The 18,230-nt window shown below is 43.4% G+C and carries 16 protein-coding genes; 5 read left to right on the forward strand and 11 right to left on the reverse strand.

Annotated elements, in window-relative coordinates:
- Nucleotides 1-84: 84 nt before the first annotated feature.
- The 9 genes from FQV26_RS15545 to FQV26_RS15580 form a co-directional block, all read right to left on the reverse strand.
- On the reverse strand, nucleotides 85-699 hold the full coding sequence (locus FQV26_RS15545) for a PH domain-containing protein (protein WP_146558547.1): 615 nt from the start codon (nucleotides 697-699) through the stop codon (nucleotides 85-87).
- 129 nt (nucleotides 700-828) lie between these two features.
- Nucleotides 829-2,130 carry a DUF4139 domain-containing protein gene (locus FQV26_RS15550; protein WP_146558549.1) on the reverse strand — a complete coding sequence of 434 codons (1,302 nt, stop codon included), beginning with the start codon at nucleotides 2,128-2,130 and terminating at the stop codon, nucleotides 829-831.
- A gap of 127 nt (nucleotides 2,131-2,257) precedes the next feature.
- Complete coding sequence (locus FQV26_RS15555; RefSeq protein ID WP_146558551.1) at nucleotides 2,258-2,488, reverse strand: hypothetical protein; 231 nt, start codon at nucleotides 2,486-2,488, stop codon at nucleotides 2,258-2,260.
- A gap of 30 nt (nucleotides 2,489-2,518) precedes the next feature.
- Nucleotides 2,519-4,018 (reverse strand): carboxylesterase/lipase family protein, encoded by a 1,500-nt coding sequence (locus tag FQV26_RS15560; RefSeq protein WP_146558553.1) that lies wholly within the window; start codon nucleotides 4,016-4,018, stop codon nucleotides 2,519-2,521.
- 199 nt (nucleotides 4,019-4,217) lie between these two features.
- The gene (locus FQV26_RS15565; protein ID WP_146558555.1) at nucleotides 4,218-5,882 is read right to left on the reverse strand and encodes a formate--tetrahydrofolate ligase; all 1,665 of its coding nucleotides are present in this window, start codon (nucleotides 5,880-5,882) and stop codon (nucleotides 4,218-4,220) included.
- Nucleotides 5,883-6,066: 184 nt separating this feature from the next.
- Nucleotides 6,067-7,029: a hypothetical protein gene (locus FQV26_RS15570; RefSeq protein WP_146558557.1), complete on the reverse strand. Its 963-nt coding sequence runs from the start codon at nucleotides 7,027-7,029 to the stop codon at nucleotides 6,067-6,069.
- A 108-nt stretch (nucleotides 7,030-7,137) separates the two neighbouring features.
- Nucleotides 7,138-7,290: a hypothetical protein gene (locus tag FQV26_RS18880; protein WP_186759996.1), complete on the reverse strand. Its 153-nt coding sequence runs from the start codon at nucleotides 7,288-7,290 to the stop codon at nucleotides 7,138-7,140.
- A gap of 261 nt (nucleotides 7,291-7,551) precedes the next feature.
- Nucleotides 7,552-7,950: a hotdog fold thioesterase gene (locus FQV26_RS15575; protein ID WP_146558559.1), complete on the reverse strand. Its 399-nt coding sequence runs from the start codon at nucleotides 7,948-7,950 to the stop codon at nucleotides 7,552-7,554.
- Nucleotides 7,951-8,019: 69 nt separating this feature from the next.
- The gene (locus FQV26_RS15580) at nucleotides 8,020-9,576 is read right to left on the reverse strand and encodes a fatty acid--CoA ligase (protein ID WP_146558561.1); all 1,557 of its coding nucleotides are present in this window, start codon (nucleotides 9,574-9,576) and stop codon (nucleotides 8,020-8,022) included.
- A gap of 482 nt (nucleotides 9,577-10,058) precedes the next feature.
- Here FQV26_RS15580 and FQV26_RS15585 point away from each other — a divergent pair, with 482 nt between their 5' ends.
- A complete protein-coding gene (locus FQV26_RS15585) occupies nucleotides 10,059-11,114 on the forward strand; it encodes a C40 family peptidase (protein ID WP_146558563.1) in 1,056 nt (351 codons plus the stop codon).
- 214 nt (nucleotides 11,115-11,328) lie between these two features.
- Nucleotides 11,329-12,795, forward strand: a complete 1,467-nt coding sequence (gene katA / locus FQV26_RS15590; RefSeq protein WP_146558565.1) for a catalase KatA — start codon at nucleotides 11,329-11,331, stop codon at nucleotides 12,793-12,795.
- A gap of 134 nt (nucleotides 12,796-12,929) precedes the next feature.
- Here katA and FQV26_RS15595 read toward each other — a convergent pair whose 3' ends face one another.
- Nucleotides 12,930-14,333, reverse strand: coding sequence for a protoporphyrinogen oxidase (locus tag FQV26_RS15595; RefSeq protein WP_146558567.1), 1,404 nt, complete (start codon nucleotides 14,331-14,333; stop codon nucleotides 12,930-12,932).
- A 155-nt stretch (nucleotides 14,334-14,488) separates the two neighbouring features.
- On the opposite strand from FQV26_RS15595, the gene FQV26_RS15600 reads away from it, so the two are divergent.
- From FQV26_RS15600 to FQV26_RS15610, 3 genes are all read left to right on the forward strand, one after another.
- A complete protein-coding gene (locus FQV26_RS15600; RefSeq protein ID WP_146558860.1) occupies nucleotides 14,489-15,046 on the forward strand; it encodes a nitroreductase family protein in 558 nt (185 codons plus the stop codon).
- Between the two features lie 185 nt (nucleotides 15,047-15,231).
- Nucleotides 15,232-16,662, forward strand: coding sequence for an FAD-binding oxidoreductase (locus tag FQV26_RS15605; RefSeq protein WP_397431482.1), 1,431 nt, complete (start codon nucleotides 15,232-15,234; stop codon nucleotides 16,660-16,662).
- Entirely contained in the window at nucleotides 16,659-17,207 is a 549-nt protein-coding gene (locus FQV26_RS15610) for an MFS transporter (protein WP_146558569.1), read from the forward strand. The genes FQV26_RS15605 and FQV26_RS15610 overlap by 4 nt, the downstream gene beginning before the upstream one ends.
- Nucleotides 17,208-17,308: 101 nt before the next feature.
- On the opposite strand, the gene coaW is transcribed toward FQV26_RS15610, so the two are convergent.
- The gene (gene coaW / locus FQV26_RS15615) at nucleotides 17,309-18,124 is read right to left on the reverse strand and encodes a type II pantothenate kinase (RefSeq protein ID WP_146558571.1); all 816 of its coding nucleotides are present in this window, start codon (nucleotides 18,122-18,124) and stop codon (nucleotides 17,309-17,311) included.
- Nucleotides 18,125-18,230: the final 106 nt, after the last annotated feature.

Below are 18,230 nucleotides of genomic sequence, written 5' to 3' on the forward strand. Positions count from 1 at the left end.
CCTAAATTGCCATTATCTTGAAAACCAAAACCGGTTGGAGAACAGCAAAAAAGATGGCACCGATTTGGTATCCATCTTTGCCCTTTAATTGTTGATGTACTTCTCGAATACATCACCGAAATCTTTAACGTGATACTGGTTGCGGACAGAAGTCATCCACGTAAAACCAAAATCGGTCAATTTTGAGTACTGGTCATCCAATACCACGTCACCGGCTCTTGAATTCTGCAAAACAGTGACGGCCTTCTCCAAACTGTCATTGGCCATTTTGATGATGATTGAATTTTCATGGGTATTTTCCGCGATTCTTAACAGCGATTTATAAAGATCTGTTAGCCGGTCCGCCTGTTGTTTTTGAACGTCAATTTTAAAAGGAACTGAACCTACAGTAAATGCAAGCTCTAAATCCAAATCGATTTTACCGGCTGTTTCGAGGACAACATTTGAAATGGTGTGCTGAGAATATGGATAGCGTCTCAGTGTCCGCTTGGAAGACATCGCACTTTCTCCATCAACGTGGATAATGGCAAGATTTGTGAAACAGTATTCGTCCGCTTTTGTTTTGATGAGAAAATAGATTTTTTCTCCGTCTTCGTACATGACGTAGTCATCGGAATCGGTTTTATCAAAATCCTGCGGATCGATTATTTTCCCAATATCCGATAAACCAAGTGCCTCAGATGCCATCTTTTTAAACATGTCGCCAATTCCCCTTTATCCATAAAATAATGGTGCTTATTAATTTATTCTAGCAAAAAATTGGAAATAGAACACCGGTAATAGTTAGATAATCCATAAAAAAGAACGAGAGAACGATCTCGTTCCATTTTACCTATGGCGATTATCGGCAGTCCTGTCCACTTTATAAGTAAATTCCACCTCTACAGTTTTGTTTGCAGGAATGTGTACACGGAATTCCAATTCATCTGATTGCTTTAATTCATAATCATGGGTGGATGATTCCATCTGCCAAATTCGATCGGGTATGTGATGATCGACTTCGATTCGTACGTATTCGGATTTTTGGTTCTGCAGCTTATAAACATAGGTTACGTATTCGAAATTTCCACGTTTGTCCCGTTTTTTCTCCCAGCTTTTACTGACAATATCGAAAGCTTCCCCTATAAGCAATGACACTTTCTGTTGTGCTGCCGTATGGCTGATGACATTTTCTCCTATAAATTCCATTTCCCCATCCTGGTCTTGTTCATATACTTTTAAAATTCCTTTGTGCAAAGGAATTCCTAGCTTATTGGTTGTGGTGTTATCGAATTCCATTATAACTTTCGCCTGTTTACTGTCTGCTTCTACTTTATAAAGCTTACGAAAAGCAGCTTCCCTTATTTTCAGGAAACCGATTTGTTTCTTCTGTCCATGCAAGATAGATACCGGACGATCGATGGTGTAGCTATGGTGATCCGCAAAACTATGTTCTTCAAAAAAAGATTCCGGCTCTTCCGATTTAGCAAACAGCTTGGCCCGCGAATTTATTGGATGGGCATCCATATACCGATTAATCTTTCCAGCAGCTAGTTTAAGCCGGCTCTCCAACAAATCAATGCCACTGTGATTAGTAAGCTGTATCCACCCCGTAAGTGTCAGCTGTGAACCCGAAATTTCAGCGACATAACTTGTCTGCCATTCCAAACCTTGGGTTAAGTAAGAAACTTTCACTTCGAGATCCTGTTCAACGGCTTTTATTTTCCAAGTCAGTACAGGTTTCGTCAATAGGCCTGCAGGCAATGCCGGCAGAATCAGCTGCCCAATCGGATCAATGACAATATCCCCCGTATCGACACGTTCACCGATAATATTTCCCGAAATAGTGAGCAACCGTATTTTCATCTCTTCATCCAGCTCTGCATTTCTTACAGTTATCACTTCATCAAGATACTTTTCCAACAGTCTTTCCTTACTGACCAAATCGGAATCATAGCTTTGTTCCAGTACATGAAGCCCCTCAATTAAGACGGAATCGACTTCAATTTCCGAAGCAACATCCATGAATTCGATTTCTGTTACTTCTTTATTTCCTGGAATCATCCGCGTCTCCTTAACCAATCCAAATCCATCGTTGTAGACGGTTAAACTTAAAGACGTCTGCTGTTGGCGCATTGAATGGAATTTCATCCGGATCTCTCCCTTTTAAGAGCCTATACTACTGATCTAATCGGAAAACAAAAAACTTTCTTTGCAGCTTAGAATGCACTGCTGAATGGAACTGCTTATATACCCCTCACCATTACAAGGCTGAAATTCAACTTGGGTAACGCCCAAAATACTTTCTCAGATACGCAATGATTTCCAAACGACATTCTTCTGTTAGCGGCGACTTTTTTGGATGTATTAATTCTCCATACAGCATCTCTCCTAAAAATCGAAGCTCTTCTTGATATTGATGATTTTTCTGATAATCGTATACTTTTACTTTTATGTAAACCGCCGTTCCTTGTTCGACAAAATCGGTGACGGTGATTTGGCAGTTCATGGTTCTTCCTCCCACTTTTTGTTTCTGTTGCTAACGGGATTTCTCTAAATACCTCATAAGATTTCGCCAATCTCTCCGCTCTTCGCTGTTCGGATCGTGAACAAGGACATTCTCGCGATTGAAAATCATCACCGGCCGATGTTCAAGATTATATGCCCGCCATTCAGGCAGCTTCGGTGTATTCGGATTACCGCTTCTGGCAAAACGGATCCAGGAATGATGCATCTCTTCAGCTAACTTTTTCCGCTCTTCCGAAGAACCGGTCATTTTTTCGACCCCTGGCTTCGAAATCGTATTCCATACAAACGGAATCTCCAAACTATGACAGGCTTTCAGCTCCCCCCCATAAGCAGGCGTTTCCCAATCGAATCTATACACCCATACCGGTGCACCCAACTTGACCTGCAATTCGGCCAGTTGCAAAGCCGGAAATGTGAACAGGCTCATGGTCATCAATTTATCATACATATCCTGGTTCAACTCTTCTCCGTTTATCAGGTATTCGGAAATCCCTAGCCAGTTTAAACCGAATGCATGTTCAAAGATTGAAGAGATTTCTTCCTCGTCACTTTGTTTCCATCGTGGATCAAAAAAGCTGAAAAGCCGGTATTCATCTTTATTTGTACCAATCAGGACCGGAATCTCTTTTGCAGCTCCTTCCGCTATTGCTTGCTCAGGATGCACGGGAAGCAAATAGCCTTCAACTACGGGAACAAGACTCATCGCCGGCAATAGAGCAGCAGTATCGACTAGCTGCTGAGCTGGGATTTGCCTGATTTTGTCCACTTCACCATGGTTGATTTTCAGAGCAGCAAGAAGACGGCTGCTAACTTTTTCCGCTATGGAAGAACTGAGAACATTTACCGCTGCACCACTTTGCAGGATGGCTTGATGGAATAATCCTTGTGCTTTTGGAACTGCCATCAGCACCCCAATGCTCATGGCACCGGCAGATTCTCCAAATACCGTTACACGTGCCGGGTCTCCTCCAAAATTCTCAATATTATCCTTTACCCATTGAAGAGCAGCAATCTGATCTAGAATGCCGCAATTGCATGATCCTGAAAAAGCATCGCCTCCAATGCCGCCCAGATGCAAAAAACCGAGAGCTCCTAAACGATAATTGAACGTCACAACGACAACATCCCCTTCCGCGGCAAAAGAATGTCCATCGTATAATTGTCCAGATCCTGCGCCTGTAGTAAAAGCCCCGCCGTGAATCCATACCATGACCGGACGGCGCCGACTGTCAGCTGAGGGTGACCAAACATTTAAGTAAAGGCAATCTTCACTTGTATTGTCCGTTTGAGTGCCCAAAAATTCCATGATGCCATTACTCGCCTGTATAGCTGATGGTCCGAATAAAGAAGCTTCCCGAACTTCCGTCCATGGATCCGGTTGCTGCGGCGCCCGAAAGCGTCGGTCTCCAATAGGCGGCTTAGCATAGGGAATGCCTTTCCAAACGGTGACATTGCCTTGCTGCTGGCCCCTCAGCTTTCCATATAGACTTTCAACAATGGTCGCTGCCATAATTTCCACCCCTAACTAATGATGCTTTGACCCCTATATTCTACCATTCATCTTCCTGAATAGCCTTGTTTTTTCTGATTATTGAGTTAAATTAAACGATTTAGCGTTTTAAGCTAAATTTAAACAGAAAAAAGATCCGGAAGCTAATGTCCGAATCTCTTTCTCCTCTTCTATGGCAACCAAATTTGCTCTTTCTTCTCTAGAATAAACCGATTGCTTTACCGTCAGCAGTTACATCCATATTCAAAGCAGCAGGCTGCTTGGGAAGGCCTGGCATTGTCATAATATCTCCAGTCAGGCATACGAGAAAACCTGCTCCCAGCTTAGGAATGATTTCCCGGATTGTGATGGTAAACCCTTCAGGACGCCCCAGTAATTTGGGTTGATCCGATAACGAATACTGGGTTTTAGCCATACAGATCGGCAAGGAGTCCCAGCCGTATTTTTTCAATTCGACCAACTGCTTTTGTGCATGATCCGATAATTGGATGTCCATTCCTCCGTATACTTTTTGAACAATCGTCCGGAGTTTATCTTCAATTGAATCATCTTCTTTATAAAGATGCCGGAAGTCGGTTGGACGCTGTAGTTCCTGTTTGACAAGTTTAGCCAAAGCGATTCCGCCTTGTCCGCCTTTCCCCCAAACCTCTGTCATGGCAACGGCTACACCTTCTTTTTCTGTCCACTCCAGCACTGTATCCAATTCCGAGTCACTGTCTCCAGCAAAACGGTTTAGCGCCACAACCGGCTCAATGCCAAATTGACGGATCGTGTCCACATGTTTTGCCAAATTGACCATACCGCGTTTGACGGCATCTGCATTTTCTTCTGCCAATAGATTCTTTGAAATCCCGCCATGCATTTTAAGTGCACGGACAGTCGCAACAATTACGACTGCGTCCGGATGAAAGCCGCCTTTTCTCGATTTGATGTGCATAAATTTCTCGGCACCCAGATCTGCACCGAAGCCCGCTTCCGTTACGACAATGTCTGCTATTCTTCTTGCTGTATTCGTTGCGATCAACGAGTTGCAGCCATGGGCGATGTTCGCGAATGGACCGCCGTGGATGATGGCAGGCGTTCCTTCGATAGTTTGGACCAAATTAGGCTTAAAGGCCTCTTTCAGCAATAAAGTCAAAGCCCCTTCCACTCCAAGGTCTCTTACTGTAACCGGCTCCCGGTCGTACGTATAGCCAATGACCATCTGCGCCAACCGCTCTTTCAGGTCGGCTAAAGAAGTAGCCAAGCACAGGACCGCCATAATTTCCGAGGCTACCGTAATATCGAAGCCATCCTGGCGCGGCACGCCTTGTCCAGGTCCGCCAAGTCCGATTGTCACTTGGCGCAGTGCACGATCATTGATGTCCAATGCCCGTTTCCACGTAATGCGCCGCGGATCAATAGTTAAAGAATTCCCTTGATGCAGGTGATTATCAATAAATGCAGCGAGTGCATTATTGGCAGAAGTGATGGCATGAATATCCCCTGTAAAATGCAAATTGATATCTTCCATTGGCAAAACTTGTGCAAATCCGCCGCCAGTAGCTCCACCTTTCACACCCATGACCGGACCTAAAGATGGTTCGCGGAGCGCAACTGCGACCGATTCATCTAATTGTTTAAATGCATCTGCTAATCCTACCGTAACGGTAGACTTCCCTTCTCCGGCAGGAGTCGGGCTGATAGCTGTAACCAGCACCACTTGTCCCATTTTTTGAGCAGGCGGCAATCGATCCACATTAATCTTTGCTTTAAAGTTTCCGTACAATTCCAAGGCTTCTTTAGAGATGCCTGCCTGTTCTGCAATTTCCAAAATCGGCAGAATAGTCGCTTCGCTCGCAATTGATAAATCCGTAAACGCCATGAATAGAATCCCAACTTTCAATTTTTTATTCAGTATAACCTGTTTTTATCAAAATAAAAATAACCGGCTCTCCGAATTTTAGAGAGCGGCTATTTTATAAGTAGTTTCTAGTTCAAACTGCTTTGCTTTATATTATTTCCTGGAAAAACAATAACAACTGCTCCAACAAAGATTGGTGCCGTGATTAGAACCGCATATCACCGACAATCATCAATTCAGGAAAATCTTCTTCCACTGTTGCTAATAGATCATTCTCTTCCAACTGTTCATACAGTTCTTCCTCGTCAGCCTTTCGGATCGGCTCCAGGTTTTCAGTGAGATCGTGGAATTTAAGAATGTATTTTTTCTGTCCGTTTTTGGTCAGTACATAGACGTCAAGCGGGTTATATTTTTTTACGTTCTTCAACTGCTGGTACTCCAGAATTGAGGCCGCATCCAACTTGTTGAAATGAGTAAAAAGAAAGGATTCAGAACGTCCCTGTTCCGCTGAAATAAAGCTCATTTTTGCTTGATGGCGATTAATGAAGCGTTCAGACAAAGACTGGTGAAAAGTAATCGTTTCCCATTCGACGTCATTGCTGTACTTTTCGATAAAACGTTCGGATAAAACCTGATGGCGCGTAACCAGTGTCCAGTCCACTTGGCGGGCATGGCGATGAATCATCGGCATCGGCAAATATTGATGGCGTGACAACTCTGTCCAATCTAATTTGTCTTGATGCTTTTCCATAAATGCCGGAGACAACCCTTTCGAGTTGGCCAACTGCTGCTTCATCGAAACAAGCTTCCAGTATTCCGTTACATCGAATGGTCTGCCTTCTTTTTCAAGGGTTTTTTGCTGCTTTTTACCGAGCTCTTCCGAAGCAATCGGACGCCACTTCTTTTCATCTGCGTACTTTTCAATAAAGGTTTCGGAGAGCTTCTGCGTTTTTATAATGTCTGCCCAAAACAAACGATTTCTGTATTTCCGGATAAAACCTTCCGACAAATCTTGATGACTCGAAATCAACTTCCAATTTACTTGATCCAGATTTTCTTTGATAAATCGTTCGGATAACTGCTCTTCCTGGCAAATCTGATTCCAAGAAATCGAACGTTTGTCTTTCAGGTTCCTTCCTTCCATTAATTCTGTTAAGGAATTAAACATATAAACCACTCTCTCTTTGCTTTTTTGATAGTGTTTATAGTAACATGCCTCTCCATGAAAAACCCGCACTCCGGTCGAAACCGGAATACGGGAGATCCACTTTGGCTGCTATTGCTCTTCTTGGTTTTCTCTATTCTCTGTATCGTCCTCTATATCCGGGATCCGTCCGCTATCCGTCATCTCCATATCGTTTTCCAGTTCTCTCTGTTCCTTTTCCAACTGCTTTTGCTTCAATTCCTCTAAATTTTTGTCTCTTGCCATCGTAACCCCTCCTTATCTTCTATTATTTTTCATATTCCCGCATGTCAACTAATAAAACTGAACACAAATTCCCTTTTATGAACTTTCACACTCTTGCTTTTTCTATTGCATTATCTATTTAGGGCTAAGAAAAACTGGAAATCGGTGATGCGAGCCCACGTTCAACCCTTCCTCACCCGATCCCGAAACACAGAACATAAAATACACAAAAAAACACCTCCGTTTGAGCACTCAAAACAGGAGGCGTTTTTCCATTCGATTTTATTGCTTTTTCTTTTTGACAATTGCTACCGTGCATCTTGAAACGCAAATAAGTTTTTCTTCTTCATCAACAATCTTAATATCCCAAACCATTGTCGTTCTGCCTTTATGTAATGGCGTGCCGATTGCTGTCACTATTCCTTCTTGCTTGCCGCGCAGGTGGTTAGCGTTGATCTCCAAGCCGACAGCAATCTCTGTTTCCTGATCGATTAACTGCCAGGTCCCTACACTGGCCACCGACTCTGCCAGCACAACAGACGCTCCTCCATGGAGCTGCCCAAAAGGCTGGTGGGTTGCCGCATGTACAGGCATGGTCGCTACTACTTTATCAGGAGTGATATCGCCAAACTCAATTCCCAGTACACCCGCAATCGTTTCTTCCACTGGTTTCATTTGCATAATGACATTCTCCTTTTCCATTTTAAACCCCTCAGCCCTTGCTTGCACTCGGCTGAGGGGGCATTTTTCTTATACGTTGTTTTTCGCGTACAGTTCACGCAATAGGAATTTTTGTATTTTCCCGCTGGCATTCCGGGGAAGCTCATCGACAAAACGGTAAGTTCTTGGTCGTTTGTAGCGGGCCAACTTGTCGTTATTGATGCAGAATTGTTCCAACTGCTCTTCGGTCAGAGTGGAATCTTTAACAACAACAAATGCCATAACCGCCTCGCCCCATTTTTCATCAGGAATTCCGAGCACCGCAACATCTTGGACCAGTTCATGCTCGTGCAAAACATCTTCCACTTCGCGCGGATAAATATTCTCGCCGCCGCTGATGATCATATCATCAACTCGGTCAGCTACAAACAAATAGCCATCTTCATCGAGATATCCCAAATCACTGGTATGGTACCAATCTTTGTACAGCACGCGGGCCGTTGCCTGTGGGCGATGAAAATAGCCAGCCATCATGCTTGGTCCTCGAACGATAATTTCACCGACCTCGAATGCCGCTAATCGTTCATCCGGCTCCGAAGGGCCTTTTTCGTTAGGCCGGACGATTCGGATTTCATGATTAAAGGCAGGTTTGCCGGCAGACCCCGCTTTGGTCAACTGCTCATCTTCAGCCAAAAATGTAATAGCCGGCCCCATTTCTGTTTGGCCATAAGCTTGAATTAAATCGATTCCCAGCACTTCTTTTACATGCTTGACCAGAACAGGCGCCATTGGAGCCGCTCCATATAATCCGCGCTGCAAGGTTTTGACTTTCAAATTTGCTCCTTCCAGATCAGCCATCATACTCCACATGGTCGGTACCGCAAACATGACTGTAACCTTTTCTTTTTCAACTGTCTCTACGACTGCCTGCGGGTTAAATTGGTGCATGATGATGCTTGATGCCCCCGCCTGGACACGCGGAATGATGCAGCAATGTAATTCTGCACAGTGAAACATCGGCGCAATTACCAAGCCGATATCATTTTTTGTATATTTCAGCATTGCGATGCATGTCAGACTTTGTTCAGCCATGTCCCGATGACGATGAATGACACCCTTTGGCCTACCCGTTGTTCCACTTGTATACATAATGGCATACGTATCCATTTCATCGACCGGCACACATGGATCTGTAGCAGGTGCCTCGTTAACCTTCTCGCGGTAACTGACAGCGTAATCCGGAGCTTTTTCATCTATATACCAGAATTGAATACTCGGAAACTGTGCAGCAATGCCTTCAATCGTTTCCTTTAAAGCCTCTTCAAACAAAACGACTTCAGGGCTTGCATCATTTAATATATACGCCAACTCTTCAGGCTTCAAACGGAAGTTGATAGGGTTAAAAATAGCACCGATTTTTGCACAGGCAAACAATGCAGTAGGCAACTCACTGTTATTGAACAAAAAGCTTGAAACACGATCTCCTCTGCTGACTCCCTCTGCCGTCAATGCATTTGCTAAACGATGAACTTCATCACTCCATTGCGAATAGGTCCATCTTTGTTCCCTTCTTATATCAACTAGCGCTTCTTTGTCCGGATACCTGCTCACCGTCTGATCAAAGATTTTGCCAAGTGTCGCATACATTTTTCTACCTCCTCCTTTTAATGAAAGCGTTCTCTCCCGGTTTCTTTTCATGATGTCAGAAAAAAGGTAATATTGCAACAATTCAAAGTATCATTTTCAACTAAGAAATTAGTCCTCTTTCTTAAATAATGAAAATTTCAAAACAAATCATCATATCGACAACTACATCTTCAACAATAGTTGTTCATAGACAATTAAAGAGAAAATCTATAAATATAGAGCAGTAATTTAGTATTAGCTATTAACTTTTTCCAAATCATGCCGATAGTTATTATGTGAACGCTTCTTTTGATTGCCTATAAGGCTATAAAAATCATTTTTTCGAAAAGAATTATAAAAATCATTTTTTGTTACCATTATCTTTGTAACACAAATGTAATATTGAAACTTATTGCCTATATTGGATTAATTATATAGAATTAAGTAAATTACAGAGAATAGATCGAATTATCGATAAATAGAGAAGAAAAAGGGGTTTGAGAATGAGAAAGATTATTTTTACATTATTCGCAGCTACTGCATTATCTTTGGCAATCGGAACTTCCGATACTGAAGCCAGTACTTACACAGTTAAACCAGGAGATACCTTATGGAAAATCGCTTCAAGCAATAATGTTTCAGTCAATCAACTATTAACATGGAATAAGCTGTCATCCAATTCAATTTATCCGAATCAATCAATTAAAGTTTCAGCCGTTTCGACGCCGGTCGCTTCTCCACAAAAGACCAGTGTTTCAAAACCAGCCGCAAGTTCTGTAAATACATATACTGTTAAAGCAGGAGACACTTTATCACATATAGCCAGGATCCATAGCACCAGTGTCAATTCGATCTTGCAATTGAACAAACTGTCAGGCAGCACCATCCACCCCGGACAGAAAATAGCAGTCAGCGGAAAAGTACAAGCTACCGCACCGGCTACTGTAGTGAAAGCACCTACACCTGCTCCGACTGTCTCTAAAGCCAGCACTTATCGTGTAGTCAGCGGCGACACATTAACCAATATTTCCAAAAGACATGGCATGTCCGTTTCTCAGTTAATGAGCTTAAACAAATTAACTACAAGCTCGATTAGAATCGGCCAAGTATTGAAAGTGGATGGCAGTTCAGCCATTAAGCAGCCTGTGACGGTGTCCAATCCCACACCTGCGGCTCCTGCAGCTTCAGGTAAAATTTCAACAGTAATCTCAACAGCCAATTCTTTGTTGGGAACGCCGTATAAATGGGGCGGCGCTGCACCAGGTGGATTTGATTGCAGCGGATTCATCTATTATGTATACAATCAGGCAGGCTTCTCTGTACCAAGAACAAATACAACAGGACTCGATGCCGCATCATTTAATGTGAGTTCCCCTGAAGTCGGAGATCTTGTATTCTTTAAAAATACCTACCGTGCAGGAATTTCTCATGTCGGTATTTATGTTGGCAACAACAGTTTCCTACACGCTGGCGGAGATCGTGTTCAAATTACTAGCTTGAATGACAGCTATTGGGGCAAACACTTCGACAGTTACCAACGTCTAAACGTAATGAGATAATAAGGAAAGCGCAAGCTACAGCAAGAAAGAAAAAGCAGTGTCGTTAAATCGACACTGCTTTTTCTTATTGTCATCTATGCTCAAGCGAAGTGTTTGACATCAAGAACCTCTTCTTTATTTATAATGATTATCATTTAATATTGATTTTAAATTAAAAACTGTTATCATTAAGTTGTAACCAGTTACATAAAAAAGAGAATGAGGTGTTCGATTCATGAGTACAAACAAAACAGGCTTAACTACTAGCTGGGGCGCCCCAGTCGGTGATAACCAAAACTCTCAAACAGCAGGACAACGCGGTCCTGTCCTATTGCAAGACGTTCATTTGCTTGAGAAACTTGCACATTTCAACAGAGAACGCGTGCCTGAGCGCGTAGTACATGCTAAGGGCGCAGGAGCTCATGGTTATTTCGAAGTAACTAATGATGTATCTAAATATACGAAAGCTGCTTTCTTATCGGAAGTCGGCAAGAAAACAGATTTATTTGCCCGCTTTTCAACTGTAGCCGGTGAACTGGGATCTGCCGATACTGTCCGTGACCCACGTGGCTTCTCTTTGAAATTCTATACAGAAGAAGGAAACTACGATCTAGTCGGCAATAATACGCCAATCTTCTTTATCCAAGACGCAATCAAATTTCCTGACTTTATCCATACACAGAAACGCGATCCACGCACCCACTTGAAGAACCCTAACGCGGTGTGGGACTTCTGGTCATTATCGCCGGAATCATTGCACCAGGTGACTTATTTGATGGGCGACCGCGGAATTCCGGCAACCCTTCGCCACATGCATGGTTTTGGCAGCCACACCTTCAAATGGACCAACGCGGAAGGCGAATCTGTTTGGATTAAATACCATATCTTGACTGAGCAAGGCATCCAAAACATTACTCAGGAAGTGGCTGACAAAATTGCCGGCGAAAACCCTGATTTCCATACGGAAGACCTCTTCAACGCAATTGAAGAAGGCGATTTCCCTGAATGGAAAATGTATGTACAAGTTATGCCTTTAGAAGATGCGAACACGTATCGCTTCGACCCATTCGATGTAACGAAAACATGGTCCCACAAAGACTATCCATTGATGGAAGTTGGCCGCATGGTACTTAACCGCAACCCTGAAAATTACTTCGCCGAAGTTGAGCAGGCTACTTTCTCGCCTGGCACATTGGTTCCTGGCATCGATGTATCACCGGACAAAATGCTTCAAGGCCGCTTGTTCGCATACCACGATGCTCACCGTTACCGCGTAGGCGCTAACCACCAGATGCTGCCAATCAACGCAGCAAAAAATCAAGTCAACAACTACCAGCGCGACGGCCAAATGAACTTCGGCAATAACGGCGGCGGTTCAGTTTATTACGAGCCAAACAGCTACGGAGGTCCTGCTGAAACTGCAGCAGCTAAACCAGCTCCGCTTGAAGTATCCGGGGTTACAGATTCAGTCCCTTATTTCAAAGAAGATTATTATACACAACCAGGCGACCTATATCGTTTACAAAGCGCTGAAGAACAAGAGCGTCTTGTGGCAACATTCGTTGGCGGCTTAAGTGCTGTTGACAGAGAAGATATTAAACTTCGCCAAATCAGCCATTTGTACAAAGCTGATGCTGAATTCGGTACACGTGTTGCTGACGGTCTTGGTCTTCAAGTACCGGATCTTACTGAAGCAAAATAATTAATTGATAATTTACTACTTATATTCTCAATTAGCACTTTATCCATTATTTGGATAAATGGCTTTTTATAAGGAGCATAATAATCTTACATTTTTATCCACCAAAAAAGAGACCAGTAATGGTCTCTTTTTCCTTACTTCTCTTTTACGTCCATTAATTTGTTGGCAATAATTTTCGCTAGATCAGAACCATTTTGTATACAGGCGCCAATTCCTACTCCAAAATAAGACGAGCCCGCCAGTTTAATATTGGGAACCAGTTCTTCCATTTTCAATTCCAGTGCGCTGATAGCTGTTTTATGTCCCATATGGTAATTAGGCATCAGGTTTTTCCAACCGGTTACTTCGATTGCTAGAGGTGCTTCCTTAATCCCTAAGCTTTTCCGTACATCTCCCATCGCCACATCAACCAATTCCTCTTCAGACAAATTCTTCAGCACGCCATAGGATGGATGTGAACTTTTATAGAATAGGCGAACTAGAAGCTTATGGTTTTTCGAGGTATGACTCCACTTCCGGCTGGTCCATGTACAGGCATTGCAATGCAGATCGCTTTCCTGAGACACGATGAATCCCGTACCGTCTTCTGGGAGTTGATTATCGGGAATATCAAATCCAAGGTAGACGCTGATCAAGGAGGAATTTAAAAACTGATCGAATTCTGCATTCAGTTCTGTCATTCCCAAAAGCTGCTGCGCAACCTGATGAGGAGTCGCCAGAATCACGAAATCCGCCTCTATCGCCTCTCCGCCTTCCAGCTCCACAAGATAACGTTCGTTGTTTTTTTTGACCGCCTTTGTTCCGACCCCTTTCAATATACGTACATGTTCTAGTTTTTCTTCTATTGCATCAATCAGAACCTGCATGCCTTGATCGAATGATATGAACTTCTTATTGGCGGCGCCTTGGAAGAATTCTTTGTTTGCCTCGAACCCTTTTATGATACTGCCGTATTTATTTTTATAATCAACCAGGTAAGGCAATGTAGAAGCTAGGGTCAATTCATGTAGATTTCCTGAATAAACGCCGGACAATACAGGCGCAATCTGGTTTTCAACCAATTCCTTACCGAGAAATGCTTCAAGAAATTCTCCAATTGAGCTGTCGCGTGTAAAGTTTTCATTGATGCTGTCAAAATCCTTTAACGCTTCCTGCTTGCCTTCTTCTGAGACAAGCGTTGAACTGAATAGCGCTTCTCTACTCATCGGAATGCCGAACACAGTATCCTTCGGAATTGCATGCAGTACATTATTTGCATACAGATAAGAAATTCCCGTACCGTTGTATACGACACGGTCCTTAATGCCAAGATCTTCAATCAACGGCATGACGCTGGCATGACGAGCAACAATCGAGTCGGCTCCAACTTCCATGATGAATTCATCATCCGCCACCGTCTTGATCTTGCCGCCCAACTCCTGCTCACGTTCAATCAGCACCAATTCCATATCAAGATTTTCTTCGAGCTTCAATTTCTGTAAATAATACATTGCGGAGAGGCCTGTAATGCCTCCACCGATGACTACAGCTCTTTTCAACTTTATCCACTCCTTGCCTATGCTTACATTTTACCAATATTTCTGCCTGTCACCAGGGATCTTTTTGTCTTTTTTGATACGCTTTTCTTCCTTCTCCATGTTAGGATAAAAGGTAGATACCCGCATTTGCTGTGCGGAAGGGAGAGACATTAATGATGAATGCTATTGATCAGAATATCATAGAAAGACGATCAATCAAGAAATTCAAGGTTGATGCTGTCAATGTTGAGGAAATTATCGAACTGCTGAATGTTGCAAAATGGGCACCAAACCATAAAGTTAACGAACCTTGGCGCTTCCAGCTCTACACAGATGCTGGAAAAGAGAAATTTGTGCAGGCGTTTATTGAATCGATGCGCACACCGGACGGTGAAATCCCTCCAAAAGCACTTAATAAAGCCGACTACTTCCGCAGCATTCCACTTCACCTGGTCGTCATCATGCCGGAAGATCCGAGACAAAGAAGATGGGATGAAGACTACGGCGCGGTTTCTTCTATGCTGCAGAATTTTCAATTGGCCGCATGGGAGCGCGGCATTGGAATGATCTGGCGTTCCAACGACTGGATCTACAATCCTGTGTTTCGCGAAGCGATCGGTGTGAAACCAGGCGAAAAAATCGTAGCCACTATGATGATTGGCTACCCCGCCCATGTCCCTGCAAAACAGGAACGGACGGATATCCGCGAAAAACTGACGATAATCAGTGAGTAACAAAAGAAGAAATCAACAAAAGATACCGCAGACTGCGGCATCTTTTTTGTTTGCAAGGAATTTATTTATTTCATCAATTCGGACTCGGGTGTATAGATTTTTTTAAGACATTGGGAACTATTTCGAGTAGTAGTGGTCTAATGAAGAAAGAACTCAGAATTTTGAAAGAAGAGGATGAAGGGACGATGAAAACAGCTTGGATGGTTCTTTTGTACCTATTTATTTTCGGTTTATCCCTTTACTTTTATTCCACTCAACTGAATGGTCCGACTGCAGATCTTCACCAACGCCTCTTGCCTGTCGAGATCAAAACAATTAAGGCAGGAATGAGCGAAGACGAGCTTCAGAAAATCGTAGAGGACGCCAAACAGGGCGGCGACACCCTGTCCATTGCAGGCATGCAGCATAGCCAGGGCGGACAGACCGTCTATCCGGACGGAATTATGATTGATATGAAGCCATATAATCAAATAATAGAAGTTAACGAAGAAAAAAAGACAGTGATGGTGCAAAGCGGTGCCACCTGGGCAAATATTCAGGAGGCAATCAATCCTTATGGCTTATCGCTGAAGGTTAGTCAATCACAGAACATTTTCACCATTGGCGGTTCACTGAGCGTTAATGCGCACGGCTTGGACATTCGCAACGGCAGCTTAGCGGACACAGTGGTTTCAATGCGCCTGATGAATGCTGATGGAGAAATTCTACAGCTCAGTCCTCAGGAGAACACCGAACTATTTTATGCTGCCCTCGGCGGCTACGGCTTGTTCGGCATCATTTTAGACGTAACGCTGCAGCTGACCGATGACGAATTGTATGAAACTGATACAGCACGTATGACTTACAGTGACTACCCATCTTACTTTAAGCAACATGTTCAAAAGAATCCGGATGCCAAAATGCATTTGGCCCGTATTTCAATTGCGCCGGAATCGTTTATGAAAGATATGTATGCCATTACCTATAAGACAGCTTCTGACCAAGGACAGCTTTCTGCTTATCAGGAACTGAAAACTGAAAACCTCGTAGCGGTTCCAAAGTTTTTCCTGGGACTATCACGCATCAATGAAGCAGGAAAAGACAGTTTTTGGAATGCCCAAAAAACCTATACCAAACAAATCGATGGAAATCTTGTGTCACGAAATAACGTCATGCGTTCGGACTCAGAATTCATGGAGTATGACAATAGCCGGAAAACCGAAATTCTTCAGGAGTACTTTGTTCCAGTGGATCAATTCGAAGATTACATCCCGGAGATGAAAGCAGTTCTTGAAGCCCATCCTGATTTCAATTTATTGAATGTTACCATCCGCTATGTCGAACAAAACGAGAAAGCGGTATTATCCTACGCCAAAGAGGATATGTTTTCTCTCGTGCTGTTGGTCAATCAGGGAACCGACGCAGAAAGCATAGAGAAAACACAGCAAGTCGTTCGAGAGATGATCGATGTGACACTCGCACATAATGGCAGTTACTACTTGCCTTATTTTGGCTATCCCACCAAAGCCCAAATGCAGGCAGCCTATCCAAAAACTGAAGAATTTTTCGAATTAAAAGACCGCTTAGATCCGGAACATCGTTTTATGAATCTCTTTTATGAGGAGTATCGGCCATGAACTATAAACGCTTCATTTACTACCAAGGCACCATCGGCATGGCATCCAGCATGATTTTTCCTTTTTATATCCTGCTGATTAAAAACGTCGGCAATAGTTATGCCCAGTTTGGCTGGGCATATGGTTTGTTCGCATTGACGGCTGCCTTGTGCTATCCGCTGATCGGCAAATACGCCGATCATGTCGGAGATAAAACGCTGTTGGCTGTGTATTCATGGGGCATGGCCATTCTGTTGCTGTTTTTTCCGCTGGCTTCGGAAGTTTGGCATGTATATATTCTGCAAGTATTCATGGGGATGCTTGGAGCCGTTCAGAAAAATTCGGAAAAAACGGTTTTGGCACGTTATGTAACCAAAGAAATCGCCGGCACTCAAATCGGCCGCTACCATGTTTGGACATCTGTCGCTACAGCTGTTGCTGTCATTGCCACCGGTTACCTCATCGATTTCCTGACAATCGCCAGTATCTTTTATGTTGCTTCCCTGGTTTTCGCTTGGAGTGGCATGCTGTTATTGAAATTAAATATGCCCGAACCACAACAGTGAATGATTAAGTCTGCTTATCAATAGTTCCATGTAATTCAAAAAACGTCCATGTTTCGGCCATTTTGATGGCCGAAACATGGACGTTTTTTTTACTAAAGAAATCAAACGTATTCTTTTTTCAGCACAGACATTGCTCCTACTGCTCCAGAAAACTCACCATTCTCGGGGAACACAGGAACCGAACCGCGCAAAATGGTATAGCTCGTTACAACTTCCTTCAATAATGGATTATCAATGAAAGAAGACCCAATGTAGACAATCGTCGAGCTTCTGCATTGACCGGCTGCCTGGACACTGACCGTACTGACCGTTTCGCCGACTAGGCCGATAACTGTCGCCAATAATTCTTCTTTCGTCAACTCATCTGAAATTGAAAACAAGTTCTGTCCGAAATTACTGGCTGTCAATTCACCTGAAATCGGCGGTTCTTTGCCTTCATAGATGTGCTTAACCTTTAAATCGATCCGGTCACGAGAACCCTGTCTTGCCAGTGCTACAATTTCATCGTAATGGGTGACGCCAGTCAATAGATGGCTAAGCCCTATCAAAGTGCCGCCGCCGACACCGGTGCCGCCTAAGCGTCTTTGAACATTATCTTGGATGCAATGGATGGAGGTGCCGGTTCCGACATTGGTCACCAAATAGGCATCTTCTAAAAGTCCTGCCTCTTCGAGAAGGACCTGCACACCCAGATGGGTCGCTTCAAATTCCACCATTTCCTTTACCGGCTGATCGAGCAAGGATACCAGAACACCGGATTTCCCTCCCGTTACACACACTTTACTGTCGACAAGACCGTTTACCCAGTCTGCGACTTGCTCAATCTCTGCAATTGGATACTTTTGAAAATGGACTACTTCTTTTTCCGTATAGGCCACTTTAATCAACGTACCGCCTGCATCTATTCCGACAATCATTTCCGCACCTGCTCTTTCTCGCATCCTTTTAGAAAAATGCCAGATAATAAATACACATATGATGAAATTCTACCATACTCGAATATTTTATGGGAGATGTTTGCAC

The sequence above is a fragment of the Planococcus sp. CPCC 101016 genome (genome assembly GCF_007859295.1).
Lineage (GTDB): Bacteria > Bacillota > Bacilli > Bacillales_A > Planococcaceae > Planococcus.

Excerpts from the sequence above, each read along its gene's own strand:
- FQV26_RS15575 (WP_146558559.1), bottom strand. The coding sequence starts at position 7,950 with ATGCAAATGAAACCAGTGGAAGAAACGATTGCGGGTGTACTGGGAATT.
- FQV26_RS15565 (WP_146558555.1), bottom strand. The coding sequence starts at position 5,882 with ATGGCGTTTACGGATTTATCAATTGCGAGCGAAGCGACTATTCTGCCG.
- FQV26_RS15610 (WP_146558569.1), top strand. The coding sequence starts at position 16,659 with ATGAACTATAAACGCTTCATTTACTACCAAGGCACCATCGGCATGGCA.
- FQV26_RS18880 (WP_186759996.1), bottom strand. The coding sequence starts at position 7,290 with ATGGCAAGAGACAAAAATTTAGAGGAATTGAAGCAAAAGCAGTTGGAA.
- FQV26_RS15560 (WP_146558553.1), bottom strand. The coding sequence starts at position 4,018 with ATGGCAGCGACCATTGTTGAAAGTCTATATGGAAAGCTGAGGGGCCAG.
- FQV26_RS15585 (WP_146558563.1), top strand. The coding sequence starts at position 10,059 with ATGAGAAAGATTATTTTTACATTATTCGCAGCTACTGCATTATCTTTG.
- FQV26_RS15580 (WP_146558561.1), bottom strand. The coding sequence starts at position 9,576 with ATGTATGCGACACTTGGCAAAATCTTTGATCAGACGGTGAGCAGGTAT.
- FQV26_RS15545 (WP_146558547.1), bottom strand. The coding sequence starts at position 699 with ATGTTTAAAAAGATGGCATCTGAGGCACTTGGTTTATCGGATATTGGG.
- katA (WP_146558565.1), top strand. The coding sequence starts at position 11,329 with ATGAGTACAAACAAAACAGGCTTAACTACTAGCTGGGGCGCCCCAGTC.
- coaW (WP_146558571.1), bottom strand. The coding sequence starts at position 18,124 with ATGATTGTCGGAATAGATGCAGGCGGTACGTTGATTAAAGTGGCCTAT.
- FQV26_RS15605 (WP_397431482.1), top strand. The coding sequence starts at position 15,232 with ATGAAAACAGCTTGGATGGTTCTTTTGTACCTATTTATTTTCGGTTTA.
- FQV26_RS15570 (WP_146558557.1), bottom strand. The coding sequence starts at position 7,029 with ATGTTTAATTCCTTAACAGAATTAATGGAAGGAAGGAACCTGAAAGAC.
- FQV26_RS15550 (WP_146558549.1), bottom strand. The coding sequence starts at position 2,130 with ATGAAATTCCATTCAATGCGCCAACAGCAGACGTCTTTAAGTTTAACC.
- FQV26_RS15555 (WP_146558551.1), bottom strand. The coding sequence starts at position 2,488 with ATGAACTGCCAAATCACCGTCACCGATTTTGTCGAACAAGGAACGGCG.
- FQV26_RS15600 (WP_146558860.1), top strand. The coding sequence starts at position 14,489 with ATGAATGCTATTGATCAGAATATCATAGAAAGACGATCAATCAAGAAA.